Annotated in this window: 18 protein-coding genes; 6 read left to right on the forward strand and 12 right to left on the reverse strand. The window is 73.7% G+C overall.

Features of this window, described 5'->3' with window-relative positions; all coding sequences use genetic code 11:
- Positions 1 to 146: 146 nt before the first annotated feature.
- On the forward strand, positions 147 to 887 hold the full coding sequence (locus D459_RS0122555; protein ID WP_017595279.1) for a TetR/AcrR family transcriptional regulator: 741 nt from the start codon (positions 147 to 149) through the stop codon (positions 885 to 887).
- Positions 888 to 1142: 255 nt separating this feature from the next.
- Here the strand turns inward: D459_RS0122555 and D459_RS0122560 are convergent, their stop codons facing one another.
- The 7 genes from D459_RS0122560 to D459_RS32420 all read right to left on the reverse strand — a co-directional run bounded on the left by D459_RS0122560 (position 1143) and on the right by D459_RS32420 (position 12724).
- Entirely contained in the window at positions 1143 to 2255 is a 1113-nt protein-coding gene (locus D459_RS0122560) for a winged helix DNA-binding domain-containing protein (protein WP_017595280.1), read from the reverse strand.
- Positions 2256 to 2318: 63 nt separating this feature from the next.
- Positions 2319 to 3083 carry a helix-turn-helix domain-containing protein gene (locus D459_RS0122565; RefSeq protein ID WP_026120665.1) on the reverse strand — a complete coding sequence of 255 codons (765 nt, stop codon included), beginning with the start codon at positions 3081 to 3083 and terminating at the stop codon, positions 2319 to 2321.
- A gap of 7 nt (positions 3084 to 3090) precedes the next feature.
- Positions 3091 to 3654 (reverse strand): Uma2 family endonuclease, encoded by a 564-nt coding sequence (locus D459_RS0122570; protein WP_017595282.1) that lies wholly within the window; start codon positions 3652 to 3654, stop codon positions 3091 to 3093.
- 141 nt (positions 3655 to 3795) lie between these two features.
- Entirely contained in the window at positions 3796 to 8814 is a 5019-nt protein-coding gene (locus tag D459_RS0122575) for a DNA repair ATPase (RefSeq protein ID WP_017595283.1), read from the reverse strand.
- A 7-nt stretch (positions 8815 to 8821) separates the two neighbouring features.
- Positions 8822 to 10840 (reverse strand): flotillin family protein, encoded by a 2019-nt coding sequence (locus D459_RS0122580; RefSeq protein WP_017595284.1) that lies wholly within the window; start codon positions 10838 to 10840, stop codon positions 8822 to 8824.
- Between the two features lie 188 nt (positions 10841 to 11028).
- Positions 11029 to 11676 (reverse strand): OB-fold-containig protein, encoded by a 648-nt coding sequence (locus D459_RS0122585; protein ID WP_017595285.1) that lies wholly within the window; start codon positions 11674 to 11676, stop codon positions 11029 to 11031.
- A 70-nt stretch (positions 11677 to 11746) separates the two neighbouring features.
- A complete protein-coding gene (locus D459_RS32420) occupies positions 11747 to 12724 on the reverse strand; it encodes a DMT family transporter (protein ID WP_169558467.1) in 978 nt (325 codons plus the stop codon).
- Positions 12725 to 13078: 354 nt separating this feature from the next.
- Here D459_RS32420 and D459_RS0122595 point away from each other — a divergent pair, with 354 nt between their 5' ends.
- From D459_RS0122595 to D459_RS0122615, 5 genes are all read left to right on the forward strand, one after another.
- Entirely contained in the window at positions 13079 to 13768 is a 690-nt protein-coding gene (locus tag D459_RS0122595) for a ClpP family protease (protein ID WP_040710837.1), read from the forward strand.
- On the forward strand, positions 13765 to 14373 hold the full coding sequence (locus tag D459_RS0122600) for an ATP-dependent Clp protease proteolytic subunit (RefSeq protein WP_017595287.1): 609 nt from the start codon (positions 13765 to 13767) through the stop codon (positions 14371 to 14373). Before D459_RS0122595 ends, D459_RS0122600 begins: the two co-directional genes overlap by 4 nt.
- 180 nt (positions 14374 to 14553) lie before the next feature.
- The gene (locus tag D459_RS32425; protein ID WP_017595288.1) at positions 14554 to 15000 is read left to right on the forward strand and encodes a helix-turn-helix domain-containing protein; all 447 of its coding nucleotides are present in this window, start codon (positions 14554 to 14556) and stop codon (positions 14998 to 15000) included.
- Between the two features lie 85 nt (positions 15001 to 15085).
- Positions 15086 to 15352 (forward strand): type II toxin-antitoxin system Phd/YefM family antitoxin, encoded by a 267-nt coding sequence (locus D459_RS0122610; RefSeq protein WP_026120667.1) that lies wholly within the window; start codon positions 15086 to 15088, stop codon positions 15350 to 15352.
- A complete protein-coding gene (locus D459_RS0122615) occupies positions 15349 to 15609 on the forward strand; it encodes a type II toxin-antitoxin system RelE family toxin (RefSeq protein WP_017595290.1) in 261 nt (86 codons plus the stop codon). Before D459_RS0122610 ends, D459_RS0122615 begins: the two co-directional genes overlap by 4 nt.
- Before the next feature lie 61 nt (positions 15610 to 15670).
- Here D459_RS0122615 and clpB read toward each other — a convergent pair whose 3' ends face one another.
- The 5 genes from clpB to D459_RS0122640 all read right to left on the reverse strand — a co-directional run.
- Positions 15671 to 18277 carry an ATP-dependent chaperone ClpB gene (gene clpB / locus D459_RS0122620; RefSeq protein ID WP_017595291.1) on the reverse strand — a complete coding sequence of 869 codons (2607 nt, stop codon included), beginning with the start codon at positions 18275 to 18277 and terminating at the stop codon, positions 15671 to 15673.
- Positions 18278 to 18385: 108 nt separating this feature from the next.
- Positions 18386 to 18835 carry a heat shock protein transcriptional repressor HspR gene (locus D459_RS0122625; protein ID WP_020380295.1) on the reverse strand — a complete coding sequence of 150 codons (450 nt, stop codon included), beginning with the start codon at positions 18833 to 18835 and terminating at the stop codon, positions 18386 to 18388.
- Positions 18836 to 18840: 5 nt separating this feature from the next.
- Positions 18841 to 20001 carry a molecular chaperone DnaJ gene (gene dnaJ, locus D459_RS0122630; RefSeq protein WP_017595293.1) on the reverse strand — a complete coding sequence of 387 codons (1161 nt, stop codon included), beginning with the start codon at positions 19999 to 20001 and terminating at the stop codon, positions 18841 to 18843.
- A gap of 96 nt (positions 20002 to 20097) precedes the next feature.
- Positions 20098 to 20820 (reverse strand): nucleotide exchange factor GrpE, encoded by a 723-nt coding sequence (grpE, locus tag D459_RS0122635; protein ID WP_017595294.1) that lies wholly within the window; start codon positions 20818 to 20820, stop codon positions 20098 to 20100.
- A 38-nt stretch (positions 20821 to 20858) separates the two neighbouring features.
- Positions 20859 to 21358: Hsp70 family protein (locus tag D459_RS0122640; protein WP_026120668.1), on the reverse strand; the 500-nt coding region annotated here is incomplete at its 5' end.

Genomic DNA, 21358 nt, shown 5'->3' on the forward strand with positions numbered 1-21358 from the left:
GGGACGAGGCGCCCTTCCGGCCTTCCGAGGCCCGGAGAAACGATGCGCACACTGTTCGCCGAATTGCGCACACTGTACTCATCGGGATGGGTGTGCGCAATGGCGAACGGTGTGCGCTACGGTGGCCCGGAACGGGAGGAGAGGGCATGGCGGAGGACGGCGGGCGCCCCATCGCCTCGGCGTGGACCCGGCCGCGGAAGCGGCGCGAGCAGCCCGCGCTGAGCAGGGAGCAGATCGTGGCCGAGGCGGTCCGGCTGCTGGACGGGGAGGGGCTCGACGCGCTGAGCATGCGCCGCCTGGGCGGCAGGCTGAACGCCGGGGCCACTTCGCTCTACCGGCATGTGGCCAACCGCGACGAGCTGCTCGAACTGGTGGTGGACGAGGTCTACGGCGAGATCGAGGCGCCGCCGGCCGACACCCCGGAGGAGTGGCGCGGGGCCGCGGCCGTGTGCGCCCGGAGCGCGCGCTCGGTGGTGCTGCGGCACCCCTGGATCGCGCCGCTGATCGGCCAGATCGGAATGGCCTACCTGGGGCCGAACGTGATGCGGCTGCACGAGGGGATGCTCGCCCTGTTCGAGGCCGGGGGCTTCGACCCGGTCGACGCCGACGGCGCGCTCAACACCCTGATGGCCTTCGTGCTGGGCTCGGCGAGCAGCGAGGCCGCGTGGAAGACCACGGTCGCCCGCAGCGGGATCGGCGAGGACGAGTGGCTCCGCCGCCTGCGCCCCGCCGCCGAGGAGGCGGCCCGCCCCTACCGGCGGCTGCACGCCCGCTACCTCGCCGACGAGGGGGAGGACCCGGCGCAGGTCCGCGACGCCTCCTTCGAGTACGGCCTGCAGCGGGTCCTCGACGGCCTGGAGGCGCGACTCGGGCGGACGGACGGCTGACCGGCGCCCTGCGGCGCGGGGCGAGGCGTTCCTGCTGCGGACCGGGGCTCGGCTGCGGGCGCCGCCATCGGGCGGGCGGATCGGAGTGCGCGCTCACCGGCGCCTGAATGCGAAGTGAATGGAAAAGGCCCACTCGCCCGGAAGACCTCCAGGCCGACAAGCCCCGCGCCCCGCGCAGGCGGGGATGGTCCGGGGGTTCTCGGCGAGCCTGACGAGGTCCGGGAGTGCTCCCCGCGCGCGCGCGGGGCCGCCCCGCTACTCCGCCCGGGTGAAGCGGATGTCGTAGTCCTCCGCCTCCGGGGCCCAGAAGCCCAGCAGGCGGGCTCCTTCCTCCATGACGGCTCCGCGGGTCTCGCCCTGGGCGGGGGTGAACTCCTCGATGGTGAGGACGGCCGAGCCGCCCTGCTCGGCCACCCGCCACATGGCGCGGACCTCGCCGTCGACCAGGACGGTCGGGGCGACGACGGCGCCGATGCAGACGCGGCGGCGGACGTCGTCCCGCATGACCCGGGTGCGGTCGTGGTAGGCGACCAGCAGGTTGTCGAGTGCGGGCAGGAGGCGGACCGGCGCCTCGGCGTCCGCGGGGACCACCGGGAGGTCCGGCAGGTCGAACAGCTCGCGGCCGGCGTCGTCGGTGAAGGTGCGCAGCTCCGGGCGGAGGCCCTCGAACACCTGCTGCGTCCGGCTCAGCCCCGACCAGGCGTGGAAATCGCGGACCGAGGCCGGGCCGAACGCCGCCAGGTAGCGGCGGATCAGGTCGGCCACCGGGCGTCCGGGCTCCATCGGGGCGCCCGTCCACTCCTCGGCCAGGGTGAACGGGGTGCGGCCGCTCCGGCCCCACAGCCCGCTCGGCGGTACGTGGACCAGCGGCAGCATCAGCTGCGCCAGCTGGCCCAGGGCGGTGCGGTCGCAGTCCGGCCACCGCTCGGCGAGCAGCCGGGCCAGTTCGGGGCGGGACAGGGTGCGGCCCGCGAGCAGCTCCGCGGCGATCTTGGCCGCCTCCTCCGGGTCGAGGCCCGGGCTGCGCTTGCCGAACGCGCCCCTCCAGATCCGCTCCAGGACCGGCTGGACCAGCGGGCGGATCCAGCGGAAGTCCTCCGCGGCGGCCATGTGCTGGGTGCCGCGCAGGATCGACGAGCGCACCACCGCCCGGCCGTGCAGCAGCCGGGCCAGGTCGTCCTTCTCGAAGGCGGCCAGCCTGGTCCACAGCCCGACGTAGGGCGGGTTGGGCTCCTGGGCCTGCACGGCGACCAGGCGGCGCACCGCGTCCAGGGCCGAGCGCGGTTCGCGCCGCAGCAGCCACTGCCGCTCCAGCGCCGTCCGGTTGAGCGTCCGGCGGTCGATCCGATTCCCGCTGCCGTTCTCCATGCCCGGATCATCCCCCGGGACGCGGACGTTTTCCGTCCGCGATCCGGGCGGGGAGCGGGGCGGTCAGCCGGTGGCGTGGCTCAGCTCCAGGCCGAGCAGGGCGCGGGGCGGGACGCCGGCCAGGGCCCTGCAGTCCCGGTTCAGGTGCGGCTGGTCGGCGTAGCCGGCCATCGAGGCCAGGACCGACAGGTCGGTGGTGGCGGCGGGGTGCCGGGCCAGGCGGAGGAAGCGCTGCAGGCGGAGGATGCGGCGGAGCACCGCCGGGCCGTAGCCGAACGCGGAGGTGCAGCGCCGGTGCAGCTGGCGCTCGCTGAGCCCGGCGGCGCGGGCCAGCTCGGCCACCGGCGACGACGGGTCGTCGCCGAGCATCCCGGAGACCAGCGCGGCGGTCCGCGCCGACCCGTGCACCGCGGGCGGCGGCGGTACGGTGCGCAGCCGCTCGCGCACCCCGTCCTGGAGCAGGTGCAGCCGGTGCTCCGCGGTGCAGGCCGCGTCCATCCGCTCCAGCAGGATCCGCTGGGTGCGGGCGCCGAGCACGTCGGCCAGCTCGATCCGCCGGTTCAGCGACCCGGGGGTGTCCAGCCCCAGCGCGGCGGCGGCCAGCCCGGGGCGGAACCGCACCCCCACCGCCTCGGTCCCGGCGGGCAGCTCGAACGACCACCCGGAGGTCTCCGGCCCGCACACCACGATCCGGCCGGTGCTCAGCCAGAGCACGTCCACGCAGCCGTCCGGCACCAGCGTGTGCGCCCCGCCGGCGCGCGCGGTCCACCCGGTGGCCAGCTCCGCGGAGAGGTCGGCGGCCACTGGGACCGGGGTGTACCAGGACACGGGGCCGCTACCCCAGCCCCATCGTGGGCAGAAGGCGCTCGAGGTCGGCGCTGATCGGGAACGGCAGGGAGACCTCGAGGCGCTTCCGGAAGACGCCCGTAGGCGCGTAGAGGCCCGTGGTGGCGTCCCGTTCATAGGTGTGCACCACCGGGACGTCGTCCTCGTTCTCCACCCGCCAGAAGTGCGCGATCCCCGCGCCCGCGTACTTGCCCGGCTTCACCTTGCGGTCCCGGTGCGCCGATTCGGGGGAGACGACCTCGACGGCGAGCGCGACGTCCGAGGCGGCGAAGCAGGTGCGCTTCGACTCGAACGGGATCGGGGCGAACAGCACGTCCGGCTCGGGGCGGTTGTACCGGTCGAGCTTGACGGTCATCTCGCGCTCCACGGTCGTGCCCTCCGGCGCCTGCCGCTTGAGCATGACGGTCATCGAGGTGACGGTCTGGCCGTGCCAGGACCGCTGCGGCGACATCATGAAGACGAGGGCTCCGTCGATGAGTTCGGTGTGCCTGGGAGCTTCGGGCAGCTTGTCCAGGTCTTCGGCGATCCACCCCTCGTCGCGGGGCGGATGCATCCATCCCGGAAGCCCGCCCGGTCCCATCCCGGGGGCTGTGCATTCCGGCTGCGCGGTCATGCCTTCAGCGTAGCCTGCGGTGCCCTGCCGCGGACGGGAAAGACGGGGCCGCCGGAGCGGCCCCGCCGGAGATCCGTCCGCTCAGCCCCGCTCCGGGCCCGGGAAGCGGTCCGCGGCGCGTTCGATGGCGGAGTGGACGTCGCCGACCCGGTCGGCGAGGAGGCCGACCGCGCCGACCGCGCGGGAGAGCGGGTCGTCATCGCCGCCCAGCGCCTTGGCGCGCAGGTGGCCGGCCTTCACCTCGGCCCACCGCTCCGCCTGCTCCGGGGTGAGGGTGCCGCGCAGCTCGCCCAGTTTGAGCAGGTTGGCCTCGGCGCCGGAGGTGAGGGTCTGCGCCTCGCCGAGGTAGTGGTCGTCGATCACCGCCTCCAGCTCGGCGTCGTTCATCACCGGCACCACCTTCTCCGCCAGCCGGTTCATGTTCCGGTAGGAGCCCTGCAGCCGGAACGGCGGCTCGGTGCGGGCGTCGTCGGAGCGCGCCGCGGAGGCGATGTAGGCCCGGTTGACGGCGAGCACCACCTGCTGCACCCGGAGCAGCTTGCCCAGCACCGCCAGGATCTGCTCCAGCTCCACCTGCGAGTACGGGTGGGAGAGCCGGTCCGGGCGGACCGAGTCGTCCCCGCCGGCCATCCGCACCAGCAGCTCGATGTCGCCGCGGTCCCGGCCGGACAGCGGCGCCAGCACCGGGTTGGCGGTCAGCGCGTTCTCGATGTAGCTGAGCGCGAACACGTCCTCCTTGCCGGAGAGCACGTCGCCGAGGTTGTACACGTCGGCCCGGTTGGCCAGCATGTCCGGGATCCGGAACCGCTGCCCCTGCTCGGTGTAGGGGTTGCCCGCCATGCACACCGCGAACCGCTTGCCGCGCAGGTCGTAGGTGCGGGTGCGGCCCTCCCAGACGCCCTCCATCCGGCGCTGGCCGTCGCAGAGCGAGATGAACTTCTGCAGCAGCTCCGGGTTGGTGTGCTGGACGTCGTCCAGGTAGAGGAGCACGTTGCTCCCCATCTCCAGGGCGAACCCGATCTTCTCCACCTCCTGGCGGGCGGTGGCGTCCGGCGCGTCCGCCGGGTCCAGCGAGGTCACCGCGTGCCCCAGCGCGGGGCCGTTGACCTTCACGAACACCAGGCCGAGCCGGCTCGCCACGTACTCCATCAGGGTGGTCTTGCCGTAGCCGGGCGGGGAGATGAGCAGCAGCAGGCCGTTGTTGTCGGTCCGCTTGCCGTCCCCGGCCGAGCCCAGCTGCTTGGCCAGGTTGTCGCCGATCAGCGGCAGGTAGGAGTCGTCCAGCAGCCTGTTGCGGACGAAGCCGCTCATCACCTTGGGCGTGTACTCCTCCAGCCGCAGCCGGGACCGCTCCGCCTCGACCAGTCCGTTGCGGCGGCGCAGGTACTCCCGGAACGCCGGGGCGCGCTCCTCGCGGAACCGCCGGGTGCGCTCCAGGAACTCGTCCAGCCGCAGCTCCAGCCGGCGCTCCGCGATCCGCGGGTGCGTGCCGAGCAGCCCCTGCACGGTCGCGGACAGCTCGGTGGAGGAGTCGTACTGCTGCACCTCGGCCCCGCACAGCTCCACCGCGACCGCCTCCTCCAGCACGTCGGCGGGGGGCGCGGCGCCGTCCAGCGTCGCCGCGTAGCCGCCCAGCCAGGCCGAGGCGAGCTGGTGCCGCTCGGCCAGACCGCCCAGCGCGGCCAGGTCGGCGGCGAACTCCTTGTGCGCCGCGGACGACGGGCCGCCCAGCGCCGCCCGGAACCCCTCCAGCAGCGCGCGGGCCTCCGCGCTGGTGCCGAAGCCCGCCGGGGCCTGGGAGAGCTCCTCGAACAGGTAGCCGCCGGCCGCCGCCGCGGGCGCGTCCGGCAGCCCCGCCCCGCCGAGGAACGCGCCGATCGCGCCGGCCAGCTCGGCGCGGAGGGCGCCGACCGCCGGCGAGCCGCGCAGCCCGAACGCGTCCCGGGCCCGGGCCAGCGAGACCGCCCGGGTCCGCCACGGCTCCCGGGCCTCCGGCGCGGCGCCGAACGCCCAGAACAGCCGGGCCGCGGCGCGCGCCCGCGCCGGGTGCCGGAGCAGCCCGGCGGCGGCCCGCAGCCGCAGCACCTCGCGGAGGATCAGCGCGGCGTCGTGGTCGTGCACGCCGCGCTCGTACCCCTCGTCGTAGCGGGCCTCGGCGGCGGCGCGCACCAGGGGCGCCAGCGCCCCGCCGTCGCCCAGCGCGGCCTCGGACAGCTCCGCCACCGACGGGCCGTCCGCGCCCGCCTCGGCGTCCGCCAGGACCGCCGCGGCCAGGTACTCCGACCGGTACACCTCCGGCGACTCCGAGGGCAGCAACTGCTCCCAGAACTCCCGGGTGGCCTGGAACTCCGGGTCGCGCACCGGCTGCCGGAAGTCGGTGCCGGTCACCGTCACGGCCATCTCGCCCCGGTGCGGCACCATGGTCAGGTCGATCGGCTGGGTGTTGACCGCGAACCGGTGCCGGCCCAGCCGCAGCGTCTCCCCGCCGTCGTCGTAGAGGTCGATCCGGTCGAGCAGCGCCCGCCCGGCCTCCTGCCGGGCCGCCTTGACCCGGCCGTCCAGCTCCTCGGCGCGCACCGTGTCGCCCAGGCCGCGCAGCTCCTCGGCGGTCGAGCGGAGCTTGGCCACCATCGGGTCGGAGGCGAAGTAGGTGTTGACGTCGTCGACCGTCTCCAGGGCCGCGGCGCGGCGGCGCACCCCGGACAGGATCCGCTCGGCCGAGGCGGCCAGCCGGTCGGCCCGGCGCGCCCGCTCGTCCAGCAGCGCCTGCTTGCGCGCGGACAGCGCCTCGTAGACGTCCTCCCGCTTGGCGGACAGGTCGGTGAGGAAGTCGTCGAACTCGGCGAACCGCGACTCCAGGTTCTCCAGCCGCAGCATCAGCCGGCCGAGCTGCTCGTCGCAGGCGTCCGGGGTGCCGGCGGCGGCCAGCGCCGCGGTCACCGCCTGGCCGAGCAGCGCGAACTCGGCGGCGAACTCGGCGCGCCCCTCGGAGTCCATCAGCTCCCGGCGGCGCGCCTGCAGGGCGGCGCGGGCCCGGTTGACCGCCCCGGCCACCTCGCCGATCCGCTCCAGCACCGCGGTGCGCACCTGCGCGTCGCCGATGTCCAGGGCGCCGACGACCTCGGTGACCACCTCCAGGCCCTCGGTCTGCTCGGCCAGCCGGTCGGCCACCGGGGCGGCCCCGGCGACCGAGGAGATCGCCTCCGCCTCGGCGGCCAGCCGCTCCACCTCGACGTGGTAGGCGGCGAACGCCTCCTCGCCGCGGAGGAACTCCACCGCGCGCCGGCCGGTGGCGTCCAGCTCCTCGTCGAGCAGCCGCTGCAGGCCGTCCACCCGGTCGGCGTCGACGTGCCGCATCTCGCCGAGGGCCACCGCCCGGCCCTGCGCCCGGCGCAGCTCGGCCAGGAGGCCGACCCAGGCGTCGGCGGAGCCGCCGTCCTCCGCGCGGGCCCGGCGGACCAGCGCGGCCGCCTCCGCCTCGGCGGCGCCCATCGCCTCGGCCGCCTGCGCGGTCAGCGCCTGGACCTTCTCGAACTCCTCCAGTACCTGCCCGGCGGTGGCGCGCACCTCCTGGACCGGGCCGGCCAGGGCGCCCAGCTCCTCCTCGCCGAGCCAGTGGTAGTGGTCGCCGAGCCGCCGGCAGGCGGCGATGAGCGCCTCGAACACCGCGGTGGACGGCGACATCTCGTCCACCATCCGGGTGACCGACAGGCAGTCGGAGATGCCGCGGACCAGGTCGGCGTTGCCGATCCGCTCCAGCGGGCCGGTGCCCGCGGGCTGCGCCGCGGCGTGCACGTCGGAGACGAACGGGGTGGCCCACACCTGCAGCGGGTGCACCCGGGTCGGCTCGTCGCCGGAGCTGCGGAACACCACCAGGGTGCCGTCGTCGAACAGCGAGTACCCGTGGCAGTCGATCGGGTTGGCGACCTCCTTGCGGATCACGTTGTAGGGCAGCAGCAGGCTGCGCCCCTCCGCGCGCCCGTGGAAGGCGTAGAGCACGTCCTCGCCGTTGGGCGAGCGGATGGTCCGCTCGAACTCCAGGTCGGCGATGTCGGTGTCGAAGGTCTTCACCGCGCCGGTGGCCAGGTAGCAGCCGCCGGGGAAGATGATGCCCTGGTCCTCGGGGAGCCGCCGGCAGGCCCGGCCGATCCCGTCGAGCCGGACCACCTCCTTGGTGCGGGTGTTGAACACCAGGTACCGGTGGTCGTCCTCGTTGTAGGGCCGGACCCGGAGCAGGACCAGCGGCCCCACCTCGGCGTAGTGCACCTCGGCGTCGGCCAGGCTCTGCAGCGGCTCGGCCACCGGCTCGCTGTAGACGCCCTCGCCGACCTCGGTGTTGTTCTCCACCTTGACGGTCAGGTCGCCGCCGACCGTCTCCACGAACACCTTCCCCCGGACGGAGATGTGCGGGTGGCGGCCGAGGACGTGGTCCTCCCGGGTGGTCTCGGTCCAGTCGAAGTCGTACGGGGACGGGAAGACGTGGTCCCTGTCGCCCCGGTTGTCCCGGTAGGAGACCTCGCCGCGGGGCGTGACCGACCAGCGCAGCACCCGGGTGTCGTCGGTGCGCGGCCCGGTCTGGAAGACCGCCAGCAGCCGCCCCTCGACCCGGCGCAGCTGCATCAGCCGGGTGTCCTTGTAGTAGCGGTACAGCTCGCCGAAGTCGCGGCGGAACCGGTCCTCGTCGAGCAGGCCGGGGAGTTCGCCGTGGCCGGCCTCGGCGAACCGGAACCCGTCGCCGCCGTGCTCCCGCTCGAAGGCGTGCAGCGCGAACACGTCGCCGACGGTGGTCTCCGGTTTGAGGCCGATGAACACGTTGTAGCCGAACAGCATCAGCCCGCCCACGGCCACGATGTCCCGCGGCACGCAGTTGTGCTCGGTGCGGATGCGCTCGGTGCCCAGCAGCCGCAGCTTGCTGGAGCCGAACACCTCCAGCCGCCGCTCGTTCAGCCGCTCGGCGCGCCGGGACAGCTCGGCCGCCTGCTCGGCGAGGCGGCCGCGGAGGACCTCGTAGGTCCCGGCGTCGAGCTCGGAGGCCGGGCCGGAACCGGGGGCGGGGCCCTCCGCCGCGGCGGAGGGCCCGTCGGTCTGCACGTCGGTCACGCGCCGATCACCGCTTCGCGCCGTCGAGGGCGGCCAGCGCGGCCACGCTGTGGTCGGCGACGCCCAGCTCGCGGGCGGTGTCCAGGAGCCGCTGCAGCTTGTCCGACTCCGGCGAGCCGCCCCGGATCAGCTTGACCAGCAGCGCGGAGACGGTGAGGTTCTTCAGGTCGGCGGTGTCCACCGAGCCGAGCAGCCGGGACAGGTCGGCGGTGAAGTCGGACTCGCCGTTCAGCCACGGGCCGGCCAGGTTCTGCGCGACCTCGGAGTTGCCGACGAAGCCGTCCACCGCCTTGCCCAGCCCGATCGAGTTGACCATCCGGTCGAAGAACATGCCGTCGCCGCCGACGATGTTGATGTCGGCGTTCTCCAGGCCGGTGGCGAGCACCGTGGCCTGCGCCTCGGCGACCTGCCGGTGCACGTCGATGCCGGCCAGGCGGACCTCCTTCTCCGCCTCCAGGCGCAGCCGGTACTCCTCGTGCTCCCGGCTGACCTGGTCCAGCGCGGCCATCGCGCCGGCCTTGTCGTTCAGGCCCTCCGCCTCGGCCTTGAGCTTCGCGGCGATGGCCTCGGCCTCGATCGCGGCCTTCTCCCGGGCGACGGTGTTCTCCGCGCGGCCGACCTTCTCCACCGCGGCGGCGTCGGACTCGCGCACCTGGACGGCGGCCAGGCCCTCCGCGGCGGCCTCGGCCTGCTTGCCCTCGGCCAGCCGGATCTGGGAACGGGCGTCCAGGTCGGCGGCCTGCTGCCGGGCCTCGGCCAGGGTGAGCTCCTCGGCGGCGCGGTGCTTGGCCGCCTCCTCCGCGGCCTCGGCGGCCTTGATGTCCTTGACCAGGTTCTCCTGCGCCTCGGCCTCGGCCTTGATGACGATGGCCTGGCGCTCCCGCTCGGCCTCCTCGACCGCGCGCAGCCGCTTGATCGCCTCCTCCTGCTCGGCCACGGTCCTGTCCACCGCGACCCGCTCCCGGATGACGTCGGCGACCTCGCGCTTCTCCGCCTCGACCTCCTTGTCCTTGGCGATCGTGGAGAGCTGCACCTCGCGGTCGCGGGCGACGACCTCCAGCAGCCGGTCCTTCTCGATCCGCTCCGACTCCACCGCGATGACGCGCTCGCGGTTCTTCTCCGCGACGGCGATCTCGCGCTGCTGGTTCTCCCGCTGCACGCCGAGCTGCTCCTCGGTGCGGAGCTGGGCGGCGCGCGCCTTGAGCGTCTCCTCGGCCTGGACCCGCTGGGTCTCGGCCTCCTCGCGGGCCTGGATCGTCTCGATCTCGCGCTTGGCGCGGGCCTTCGCCTCGGCCTCCTGGCGCTCCAGCTCGGCCAGGGTCTCGGCGGTCTCGGTGTCGCTCCGCTTGATCTCCTTGTCGCGCTCGTTCTCCAGCTCGTTGGTGCGCCGGTGCTGGAGGGCGGTGCGCTCGGTGATCTTGGTGATGCCCTCGGCGTCGAGGATGTTGTTCGGGTCGTGCTGGTCCAGCGGGGTCTGCTTGAGGTCGGCGATGGCCGCGTCCTCCAGGACGTAGCCGTACAGGTCGTTGCCGATGACCTCGACGATCCGGTCGCGGAACTCCTTGCGCTGGGTGTAGAGGTCCTCGAAGTCGAAGTACTTGCCGACGGTCTTCAGCGCCTCCTCGAACTTGGCGTCGAAGAGGTCCTGCAGCTTCTCCTGGCTGCTGGCGTTCTCCACGCCGATGTTCTTGGCGACCCGCAGGATGTCGGTCTTCTCCGGGTTGACGCGGATGAAGAACTTGATCCGGATGTCGGCGAGGATGTTGTCCTTGCAGGTCAGAGCGTTCCTTCCGGAGCGCTCCAGCAGGATGGACTTCTGCGAGATGTCCATCAGCTCGGCCTTGTGCAGCACCGGGAGGACGACCGCGCCGGTCAGCGTCACGTCGACATCGCGGACCTTGGAGATGATGAGCGCCTCACCCTGCTTCACCTTGCGGAACAGGCGGATGAGGATGATCGGGAGCACGATCGCGATGAGGACGAGGGCGGCGATGAGCACACCGCCGGCGATGCCGATGGCTTCCATACGGGGCTGGTCTCCCTACCTGCCGAGGGGATGAGTGCGGCGGGCCGCGGATCCGGTGCGGGAGCGAGCGGCGGGGCGGGCCCCGGGGCCGCTCTGCTCGGTTCCGACCCACCGGGTGCGACGCGGCCGGGCACCCCCCGGTTCCGCGTCCCGCCTGGCCGCAAGCGGCCTCGGGGGAACCAGGGGGCTCAGGATTCCCCGGGGTCCAGGGCCGGATCGAACCGGGAGACGCGGAAGAAGCCGGCCTTGGCGTCGTGGTCGAAGATCAGCGCGGTGTCGCCGGAGGCGAGCGGCTCGTCGTCGATCGTGCGCACCTGGATGAGCATGGTCGAGCCGTCCCCGGAGACCACCTCGGCCTGCCCGAACTCGCGGTCCACCCGCAGGGTGCGCACGGTGCAGGTGCGCCCGACCAGCTCGCCGGAGGTGCGCGCCGCCCGCACGCCGGGGAGGAATCTGCGCACCCCCATGACGATGCCGCTGGTCACGCCCCAGGCCAGGGTGGCGGCGATGATCAGGGCGAGGATGCCGAGGACGATGAGGACCGGGGTGGACAGCGACCCCGCGAGGGAATCGATCACGACGTTCCCAACCAGGCTGAAGAACCAGGCCAGCGCGATGAGCAGGGACAGGGAGACGGTGGCCGGCACTCCGCGGAGCCCGACGGCGCCGAGCAGCGCGGCCGGGCCGGGCCCGTCGCCGTCCCCGGCGTCGGAGTCGAGCAGGCCGACGTCGAGCGCGCCGAGCAGCGCCAGCACCCAGTAGACCAGTACGGCCGCCATGGCGAAGGAGAACAGGGCCGTGGGGAACCCCAGTGCCGCGTCGAGGAACTCGCCCATGCTCCGCCCCGCCGCTCCCTCCGGCTTCCGGCGCACCGCCCGGTGCGGGCGGTGCGGATGCCCGACGACCTTATAGGAGGCCCTCCTGCCGGGCCGAAGCCGCCCCGTCCGCTGACCGGAACCGGCCGCGGGACGGCCGGCCGGGCCGGGCCGGGCGGCGCCCCCGGGGACCCTCCCGGCCGCCGCCCCGGGCGGGGAGGCGGCCGTCCGGCACCGACATCAGCGCGATGCCGTAGGCGGCGAGCATCCCGCACAGCACCGCGATCCCGGCGCCGGTCCACCCGGCGGTGTAGGACTCGCCCATGAAGGCGACGCCGACCGCGGAGGCGGCGACCGGGTTGGCGACGGCGGTGACGCCGAGCGGGGCGCCCAGCTCCATGCCCTGGTAGGCGGCCTGCGCCAGGAGCAGGCCGAGGACCGCGATCGCCGCGGTGCCGCACGCGGCGGGGTGCAGCAGGAACGCGGCGCCGTCGGCGGCCGCCACCGCGATGGCGGTCTTGGTGGTCGCCGAGGCCACCCCGAATGCGGTCCCCGCGCCGGCCCCGAGCAGGCAGCTGCGCATTCGGAGGGAGGACGCCCGCCCCGCGGCCCAGGCGAGGCCGCTGATCAGCACCAGGGCCCCGACCACCACGGCCGCCGAGGTCCAGGCGTCCATCGGCCGGCTCCGGCCCCCGGTCACCGCCGCCCACAGCAGCAGCGCCAGCGCCAGCACGGTGAGCACCGCGCCGCGCCACTCCCGGGGCGTGACCCGCCGCCCGCCGAGCCGCGCCGACCACGGCAGACCGAACACCAGGACCAGGACGCCGAGCGGCTGCACCACGGTCAGCGGCGCGAAGGCCAGCGCCGCCACCTGCAGCCCGGCCCGCCCCGCGTTGAGCACGGCCGAGGTCCACCACAGCGGGTGCCGCAGCAGCCGCGACAGCGGCCGCCCGCCGGTCAGCGGCTCGGGCAGCGCGACGGCCAGCCGCCGCTGCGCCACGGCCGCGGCGCTGTAGCAGGCCGTGGAGAGCACGCCCAGCACGATCCCGATCCAGATCCCGATCTCCATGCCCCCGACCCTCCCGGGGCGAGACGTCCGCTGTCGTCCCCCTTCGGGCGTCTTCGGCGTACGTCAGGCGTCGTATGACCGGCCTCACACACCGGGCCCGGCCGGTGCGGGCGCGGCCGGCCGGAGGCCGCCGGAGCGGTCCGCACGCGCCTCCCGCGGCGGCGCTCCGCACCGCGACCGTACCCCGGAACGGGGCCGCCATGAAGAGGGGACCGCAGGTCGGCGCGGTGGTCTGCCGGGAGCAGATCTCCCCCCGGCAGAAACCGTGGCATCGGGGGGCGCGGCCGCCGCAGGGTGGGAGGACCGGACGCGGTGGGCGGGTGCCCGCCGCAGGGCCGGGGCGAGGAGGAGCACATGCTTGCGGACACACTGCGGGCGACCGCGGAGGCCGGCCCGGTCGGCGGCATCGACGACCAGATCGCGACGCGGCTGCTGCACGGCCGGATCGTGCTGCTCGGCGCGGCCGTGGACGACGCGGTCGCCAACCGGGTGAGCGGGCAGCTGATGCTGCTCGCGGAGGAGGACCCCAAGCGGGACATCATCCTGCTGATCAACAGCCCGGGCGGGTCGGTCACCGCCGGGATGGCCATCTACGACACCATGCGGTTCATCCCCAACGACGTGGCCACCCTGGTCATGGGGTCGGCCTACAGCATGGGCCAGTTCCTGCTCTGCGTGGGCGCGGCGGGCAAGCGGTACAGCCTGCCGCACGCGCGGATCATGATGCACCAGCCCTCCGGCGGGCTGGCCGGGACCGCGGCCGACATCGCCATCCAGGCGGAGAACCTGGCCTACACCAAGAAGACCATGCAGCGGCTGATCGCCGAGCACACCGGCCAGAGCCTGGAGCGGGTCGCCGAGGACCAGCGGCGGGACCGCTGGTTCACCCCGGAGCAGGCCGAGGAGTACGGCTTCATCGACAAGGTGGTGGAGAGCGTCGCCGACATCGGCGGGGACACCGCGCGCCGGTTCGGCTTCGGCGCCCCGGGCGGCGTCGGCATGGCGGTGCGGCAGGCGGCGGACGCGAAGGGAGCGGGCGAATGAGCACCTACACCGTGCCCACCGTGGTGGAGCGGCGGCCGGACGGGGAGCGCGCCTACGACGTGTTCTCCCGGCTGCTCGCGGAGCGGATCATCTTCATCGGCACCCCGATCGACGACGGGGTGGCCAACGTGGTGATGGCCCAGCTGCTCCACCTGGACCACGAGAACCCGGAGCGGGACGTCCAGCTCTACATCAACTCGCCGGGCGGCTCGAACACCGCGCTGACCGCCATCTACGACACCATGCAGTACGTCCGCTCCGACGTGGCCACGGTGTGCATGGGGCAGGCGGCCTCGGCCGCCGCGGTGCTGCTCGCGGCGGGCGCGCCGGGCAAGCGCGCCGCGCTCCCGCACGCCCGGGTCCTGCTCCACCAGCCCTCCACCGAGGGCCAGGGCGAGGCCGCCGACCTGGAGATCCAGGCCGCGGAGATCCTCCGGGTCCGGTCCCAGATCGAGGACATCCTCGCCCGGCACACCGGCCAGAGCACCGAGCGGCTGCGCGAGGACACCGACCGGGACAAGATCTTCACCGCCGCCCAGGCCGAGGAGTACGGCCTGATCGACGGGATCATCGAGGCCCGCTCCCCGGCGGCCCGCGCCGCCTGACCCGAGTCCCGCACCGCCCCGCCCGCGGGCCCCCTCCCCGCGGGCGGGGCGGTGCGCGCGGTCCCGGGCGTTCTGCCGTGCGCAGAACGGGGCGGCACCCCATGGCGGGGGAGGGGGCCCGGAACTATCGTCGGGGGGACGACGGACCCGAGCACCGCGCCGAGCACAGCGGAGGCACCCATGACCGAGCGCGTCCTGCGCCCCGTTCTCGACGAGGCCGCCGAGGACGGCGCGGAGCAGCGCCCCGGCGGCTTCCCGGTCGGCTTCTCCCTGCCCGGCGGGGCTCCCCGGCCCGCGCCGCCGTCCGAGGAGCAGGACGACGAGCCGCTGATGCGCGAGGCGGTCGGCGCGCTGCTCCGCCGGGTCCGCCTGGAGCAGGGGCGGACGCTGCGCGAGGTCGCCGACGCCGCCCAGGTGTCGCTGCCCTACCTCTCCGAGGTCGAGCGCGGCCGCAAGGAGCCGTCCTCCGAGGTCCTCGCGGCGATCCGGCGCGCCCTCGGGCTCCGGCTGATCGACCTGATCGGCGGCCTCCACCTGGACCTGGCCTCGGCCGAGGCGATCCCGTCCCGCCCGTCCGCCGGCGCCGCCCGCTTCGGCGGCCCCCGCGCCCTGCTGCTGGCCGCCTGAGGGGATCCCCGGCGTACTTCCGGATGGTGCGCTCTCTGGAGCGAAAGGCCGTGGAACCAAGTGGTCCATGTGTACCATCGGTTCCATGAGCGAGATTCCCGTCGAGTCCATCCGGCAGGTCCGTGACCACTTGGCCGATGTCGTCGACCGAGCGGACAGGGAAGACGAGCCGACGGTGATCACCAGGCGCGGGAGAGAGGTGGCCGCCGTCGTTCCGATCGATATGCTCCGCCGCTTCCAGGAGTACGAGGAGCAGGCCATCATCCGCATGGTCCGGGAGCGGATGGCCAACCCCGAGCCGGGAATCCCGCTTGAAGAGGTCATGGCGGAAACGCTGGCGCGGCCGGAATGACGGGGTACAAGACGGTCTTCCGCCCTGAAGCCCGCGCGGAGCTGCGCAAGCTTCCCCGGGCCACTGCGATGAAGATCCTGCGCAAACTGGGTGAGTTGGAGAGTGATCCGTTCGGTTTCAACACCACCGCACTGGTCGGCGATCCGGATCTGCGCAGGCTCAGAGTGGGGGACTACCGGGTCATCTACACCGTTGAAGCAGGACGGCTGATCATCTGGGTGATGAAAGTCGGTCACCGCTCGGGGATCTACGACTGAACCGGGCCGCCTCCCCGTCGGGAAGGCGGCCCGGTTCGGCTCTGCCCGGTGCCGGCCGGGGTCAGACCCCCGCGGGCTGCTCGGCGCGGGAGACGGTGAGCCGGTCGGCGGTCTCGTCCAGGTCCACCCGGACGGTGTCGCCCTCGGCCAGCTCGCCGGAGAGCAGCTCCTTGGCGAGCGGGTCGCCGATGGCGGCCTGCACCAGGCGGCGCAGCGGGCGGGCGCCGTAGGCCGGGTCGTAGCCGGTGAGCGCCAGCCACTCGCGGGCCGCGGCGGTGACGTCCAGGTCGAGCCGGCGGTCCGCCAGCCGCCTGCTCAACTTGTCCACCTGCAGGTCGACGATGCGGGTCAGGTCCTCGGTGGACAGCGCCTCGAACATGATCACGTCGTCCAGCCGGTTGAGGAACTCCGGCTTGAAGGTGTTCTGCACCACCTGCATGACCTTCTCCCGCTTGGCGCCGTTCTCCAGCTGCGGGTCGACCAGGAACTGCGAGCCCAGGTTCGAGGTGAGGATCAGCAGGGTGTTGCGGAAGTCCACCACCCGGCCCTGGCCGTCGGTGAGCCGGCCGTCGTCCAGCACCTGCAGCAGCGTGTCGAAGACCTCCAGGTGCGCCTTCTCCACCTCGTCCAGCAGCACCACCGTGTAGGGGCGGCGCCGCACGGCCTCGGTGAGCTGGCCGCCCTCCTCGTAGCCGACGTACCCGGGGGGCGCGCCGACCAGCCGGGAGACCGAGTGCTTCTCCGAGTACTCGCTCATGTCGATCCGGACGATCGCCCGCTCGTCGTCGAAGAGGAACTCCGCCAGCGCCTTGGCCAGCTCGGTCTTGCCGACACCGGTCGGGCCGAGGAACAGGAACGAGCCGGTGGGCCGGTCCGGGTCGGAGATGCCCGCGCGGGCCCGGCGGACCGCGTCGGAGACCGCGGCGACCGCGGCCCGCTGCCCGATCAGCCGCCGGCCCAGCTCGTCCTCCATCCGGAGCAGCTTGGAGGTCTCGCCCTCCATCAGCCGGCCGACCGGGATGCCGGTCCACGAGGAGACCACGTCGGCCACGTCGTCCGCGCCGACCTCGTCCTTGACCATCGCGTCCGGGCCGGCCTCCGCCTCGGCCTCGGCCGAGGCCGCCTCCTCCAGCTGCTTCTCCACCTCGGGGATCTCGCCGTACATCAGCCGGGACGCCTCGGTGAAGTCGCCCTCGCGCTGCGCCCGCTCGGCCTGGGTGCGCAGGCCGTCCAGGCGGGTCTTGAGCTCGCCGACCCGGTTCAGCCCGGCCTTCTCCTGCTCCCAGCGCGCGTTGAGCGCGTTCAGCTCCTCCTGGCGGTCGGCCAGGTCGGCGCGGAGCCGCTCCAGCCGCTGACGGGAGGCGGCGTCGGACTCCTTGTCCAGCGCCATCTCCTCCATCTTGAGCCGGTCCACGGTCCGCTGCAGCTCGTCGATCTCCACCGGGCGGGAGTCGATCTCCATCCGCAGCCGGGAGGCGGCCTCGTCGATCAGGTCGATGGCCTTGTCCGGGAGGAACCGCGCGGTGATGTAGCGGTCCGACAGGGTGGCCGCGGCGACCAGCGCCGAGTCGGCGATCTGCACCTTGTGGTGCGCCTCGTAGCGGCCCTTGAGCCCGCGCAGGATCGCGATGGTGTCGGCCGCGGACGGCTCGCCCACCAGCACCTGCTGGAACCGGCGCTCCAGGGCCGGGTCCTTCTCGATCCGCTCCCGGTACTCGTCCAGCGTGGTCGCGCCGACCATGCGCAGCTCGCCGCGGGCCAGCATCGGCTTGAGCATGTTGCCCGCGTCCATCGCGCCCTCGGCGGCGCCCGCGCCGACCATGGTGTGCAGCTCGTCGATGAAGGTGATGATCTGGCCGTCGCTCTCCTTGATCTCGTTGAGCACGGCCTTGAGGCGCTCCTCGAACTCGCCCCGGTACTTGGCGCCCGCCACCATCGCGGACAGGTCCAGCGAGATGAGCCGCTTGTCCCGCAGCGACTCGGGCACGTCGCCGGCGACGATCCGCTGCGCCAGCCCCTCCACCACGGCGGTCTTGCCCACGCCGGGCTCGCCGATCAGCACCGGGTTGTTCTTGGTCCGCCGGGACAGCACCTGCACCACCCGGCGGATCTCGGTGTCCCGGCCGATCACCGGGTCCAGCGCGCCGGAGCGGGCCTGCGCGGTCAGGTCGACCCCGTACTTCTCCAGCGCCTGGTAGGTCTCCTCGGGGTTCTGCGAGGTGACCTTCCCCGGGCCGCGGACCCGCTCGAAGGCGTCCAGCAGGGCCTCGGGGGTGGCGCCTGCGTCGTTCAGCAGCCGGGCCGCCTCGCCGCCGTCGGCGGCCAGCCCGACCAGCAGGTGCTCGGTGGAGACGTACTCGTCCTCCATCTGCTGGGCGCGCTGCGCGGCGGTGTTCAGCGAGACGATGAGCTGGCGGGAGCTCTGCGGCGCGCTGACCGTGCTCCCGCTGGCCTTGGGCAGCGCGGCCAGCGCCTGGTCGGTCCGCCCGGCGAGCGAGTCCGGGTCGGTCCCGACCTCCTTGAGCAGCGGCCGGATGATCCCCTCGCCCTGCTCCAGCAGGGCGGCGAGCAGGTGCACCGGCTCGACCTGCGGAGCACCGTCGGCGGTGGCCCGGCGGATCGCCGCCGACAGGGCCTCCTGGCTCTTCGTGGTGAGTTTGTAGTTCATCTGTTCGCCGCCCCCTTCACGCGAATCATCGAACGGTCGTGCAAATCGGTCCGGGCCGGGGCGCACCGGCGCCCCCGGCCGCCGCGCCGGCCCCGCCGAGGGGGCCGGTCACTCGCCCTGGTCGCCCTGCCCGTCCTGGGGGCGGCCCGGGTGCGCCGCGGGGTTGAAGATGGTCACCCGGGTGCGCCGCACCGGGATCAGCTCGCCCCCCTTGGGGCGGGGCGCGCCGCCGCGCCGGGCGACCGCGCTGCGCGCCGCCTCCAGCTCGTTGTGCAGGTGGAACACGGTCTCCCGGAGCTCCTCCACCTCCTGCTGCAGCTCCAGGATCCGCTTGATCCCGGCGAGGTTGATGCCCTCCTCCTGGGAGAGCCGCTGCACCTCGCGGAGGAGCCGGATGTCGCGCATCGAGTAGCGCCGGCCGCGGCCGGAGGTCCGGCCCGGACGGACCAGGCCCAGCCGGTCGTACTGGCGCAGCGTCTGCGGGTGGAGTCCGGAGAGTTCGGCGGCGACCGAGATCACGTAGACCGGGATGTCGTCGCCGACGCCGCCGTAGTTCATCGTGTTCACGCTCCCTTGGCCCGGGCCTCCAGCCCGCGGCGCGGATCCTGGTCGGAGGTGGCGGCCCGGTACTTCTCCAGCGCCTCGCGGGCTTCGCTCCCGAGGTTCTGCGGCACCTGCACCTCGACGGTGACCAGCAGGTCGCCGAGGGTGCCGTCGCGGCGCCGGGAGCCCTTGCCGCGCACCCGCAGGGTCCGCCCGCTGGGCGTGCCCGGCGGGATCTTCACGGTGACCGACACCCCGTTCATCGTGGGCACCCGGATGTCCGCGCCGAGCACGGCCTCCGGGAAGGTCACCGGGACGGTGATGGTCAGGTTCTCCCCGGACTTGCCGAACACCGGGTGTTTCTGCACGTGCACCACCACATAGAGGTCTCCGGCCGGTCCCCCGTTCTCACCCGGCGCTCCCTTCCCCGCGATCTTGATCCGCTGGCCGTCGGAGACGCCGGCGGGGATGCGGGCCTGAATCCTGCGGGTGCTCTTGCCGCGCCCGCTGCCGCTGCAGGTCGGGCAGGGGTCGTCGGTGACCAGACCGCGCCCCTTGCACTCGCTGCACGGCTCGGACAGCGAGAAGCCGCCCAGGTTCTTGCTCTCGTGGCCGGTGCCCGCGCACTTGGGGCAGACCTTCGGCGCGCTGCCCGCCCGGGCGCCGCTGCCCTTGCAGGTCGGGCAGGCGGCGTCGCTGCTCAGCGCGAACGACCGGGTGACGCCCTCGGCCGCCTCGTTGAAGGTCAGCGTGGTCTCGGTCTCCACATCGGCGCCGCGCCGCGAGGACGCGGACCGGCCCCGCCCGCCGAACAGCCCGCCGAACAGGTCGCTCAGCCGCTCGCCGCCGCCCGGCGTGCCGGTCCCCCCGCCGCCGGCCCCGCCGAACAGGTCCCCGAGGTCGAATCCGCCCGCACCGGTTCCCCCGCCCGGCCGGTAAGACCCGCCGAACAGGGAGCGGGCGTCGTCGTACTCCTTGCGGCGCTTCTCGTCCGACAGGACGCTGTAGGCCTCGGAGATCTCCTTGAAGCGCTCCTCGGCCTGCGCGTCGCCGGTGTTGGCGTCGGGGTGGTTGGCGCGGGCGAGCTTGCGGTAGGCGGACTTGATCTCGTCCTGGGACGCCGACTTCGAGACTCCGAGGACCTTGTAGTAGTCCTTCTCGAGGTAGTCCTTGGTGCTCATCGACGCGTGCCTTCTCCCGCTTCCGAGTCCGCTGTGTCCCGCTACCGGCGTCCCCCGCCCCGGGCGCGGCCATGCGCCCGGGGCGGGGGACTTCTCCTACTTCTCCTGCTGCCCGCCGTCGGCGGAGCCGGCCCCGGGGGCCTCCTCCTCCGCGGCGGCCTCCCCCTCGGGGGCGGCGTCCCCGTCCGCGGCGGGGGCGGGGGCCTCCTCCTCGGCGGGGCCCGCCACGACCACCCGGGCCGGGCGGAGCACCCGCTCGCCGATGAGGTACCCGGGCTGGAACACCTCGATCACCGTCGGCACCTCGACCCCGGGCTGGGGGACGAGGGTCAGGGCCTCGTGCACGTTGGGGTCGAACTCGTCGCCCTTGTCCGCGTACTTCTTCAGCCCCAGCCGGGTGACCAGCGACTCCAGCGACTCCCCGACCGACTTGAAGCCGCCGTTGAGCTCGTCGTGCTCGCGGGCCCGCCCGATGTCGTCGAGGATCGGCAGCAGCTCGCCGAGGACCTGCGCCAGCGCCTGCTCCTTCACCGCCTGCCGGTCGCGATCGACCCGCTTGCGGTAGTTGGCGTACTCCGCCTGCAGCCGCTTGAGGTCGTCGGTGAGCTCGGAGACCCGGACGTCCGCCTCGACGGCCGCCACGGCCTCCGCGTCGATCACCGGCTCCTGGGCGCCGGCGCCGGCCTCCTCCTCGGCGGCCGCCTCCGGCGCCTCCCCCTCCGGGGTCCGCAGCTCGCCGGTCTCCGGATCGATGCGCCGCTTGTCGCGGATCACCGGCCCTTCCCCCTTCTCGCCGTTACCGTTCTCCGGCAGCGCCATTCGCTGCGCCTCCTTGCCTCGAAGAGTCCGGCCGCCGGTCAGGCGTTCCCGTCGCGCTTGCCGTTGTCCTCGTCGACGATCTCGGCGTCGACGACGTCCGGCTCCTCCTGGTCCTGCGCGGCACCGGCGCCGGCGGCGCCGTCGGCCGCCTGCTGCTGGCCGTAGATCGCCGAACCGATCTTCTGGCTGGCCAGGGCGACCTTCTCGCTGGCGGAGCGGATGGCCTCGATGTCCGAGCCCTCCAGGGCCTTCTTGAGCTCGCCCACGGCGGTCTCGGTCTCGGTCTTCACCTCGGCCGGGATCTTGTCCTCGTTGTCCTTGATGACCTTCTCGGTCTGGTAGACGAGGGACTCGGCGTTGTTGCGGACCTCGGCCTCCTCGCGGCGCTTGCGGTCCTCCTCGGCGTACTGCTCGGCCTCGCGGACCATCCGGTCGATGTCGTCCTTGGACATCGCCGAGCCGCCGGAGATGGTGACCGACTGCTCCTTGCCGGTGCCCAGGTCCTTCGCGGTCACGTTGACGATGCCGTTGGCGTCGA

The sequence above is a fragment of the Nocardiopsis potens DSM 45234 genome (genome assembly GCF_000341105.1).
Classification (GTDB): Bacteria; Actinomycetota; Actinomycetes; order Streptosporangiales; family Streptosporangiaceae; genus Nocardiopsis_A; species Nocardiopsis_A potens.

Excerpts from the sequence above, each read along its gene's own strand:
- D459_RS0122615 (WP_017595290.1), top strand. The coding sequence starts at position 15,349 with ATGACGGGGTACAAGACGGTCTTCCGCCCTGAAGCCCGCGCGGAGCTG.
- D459_RS0122570 (WP_017595282.1), bottom strand. The coding sequence starts at position 3,654 with ATGCATCCGCCCCGCGACGAGGGGTGGATCGCCGAAGACCTGGACAAG.
- D459_RS0122560 (WP_017595280.1), bottom strand. The coding sequence starts at position 2,255 with ATGGAGAACGGCAGCGGGAATCGGATCGACCGCCGGACGCTCAACCGG.
- D459_RS0122600 (WP_017595287.1), top strand. The coding sequence starts at position 13,765 with ATGAGCACCTACACCGTGCCCACCGTGGTGGAGCGGCGGCCGGACGGG.
- D459_RS0122625 (WP_020380295.1), bottom strand. The coding sequence starts at position 18,835 with ATGAACTACGGCGGCGTCGGCGACGACATCCCGGTCTACGTGATCTCG.
- D459_RS32425 (WP_017595288.1), top strand. The coding sequence starts at position 14,554 with ATGACCGAGCGCGTCCTGCGCCCCGTTCTCGACGAGGCCGCCGAGGAC.
- D459_RS0122585 (WP_017595285.1), bottom strand. The coding sequence starts at position 11,676 with ATGGGCGAGTTCCTCGACGCGGCACTGGGGTTCCCCACGGCCCTGTTC.
- D459_RS0122595 (WP_040710837.1), top strand. The coding sequence starts at position 13,079 with ATGCTTGCGGACACACTGCGGGCGACCGCGGAGGCCGGCCCGGTCGGC.
- D459_RS0122580 (WP_017595284.1), bottom strand. The coding sequence starts at position 10,840 with ATGGAAGCCATCGGCATCGCCGGCGGTGTGCTCATCGCCGCCCTCGTC.
- D459_RS0122610 (WP_026120667.1), top strand. The coding sequence starts at position 15,086 with ATGAGCGAGATTCCCGTCGAGTCCATCCGGCAGGTCCGTGACCACTTG.
- dnaJ (WP_017595293.1), bottom strand. The coding sequence starts at position 20,001 with ATGAGCACCAAGGACTACCTCGAGAAGGACTACTACAAGGTCCTCGGA.
- D459_RS32420 (WP_169558467.1), bottom strand. The coding sequence starts at position 12,724 with ATGGAGATCGGGATCTGGATCGGGATCGTGCTGGGCGTGCTCTCCACG.
- grpE (WP_017595294.1), bottom strand. The coding sequence starts at position 20,820 with ATGGCGCTGCCGGAGAACGGTAACGGCGAGAAGGGGGAAGGGCCGGTG.
- clpB (WP_017595291.1), bottom strand. The coding sequence starts at position 18,277 with ATGAACTACAAACTCACCACGAAGAGCCAGGAGGCCCTGTCGGCGGCG.
- D459_RS0122555 (WP_017595279.1), top strand. The coding sequence starts at position 147 with ATGGCGGAGGACGGCGGGCGCCCCATCGCCTCGGCGTGGACCCGGCCG.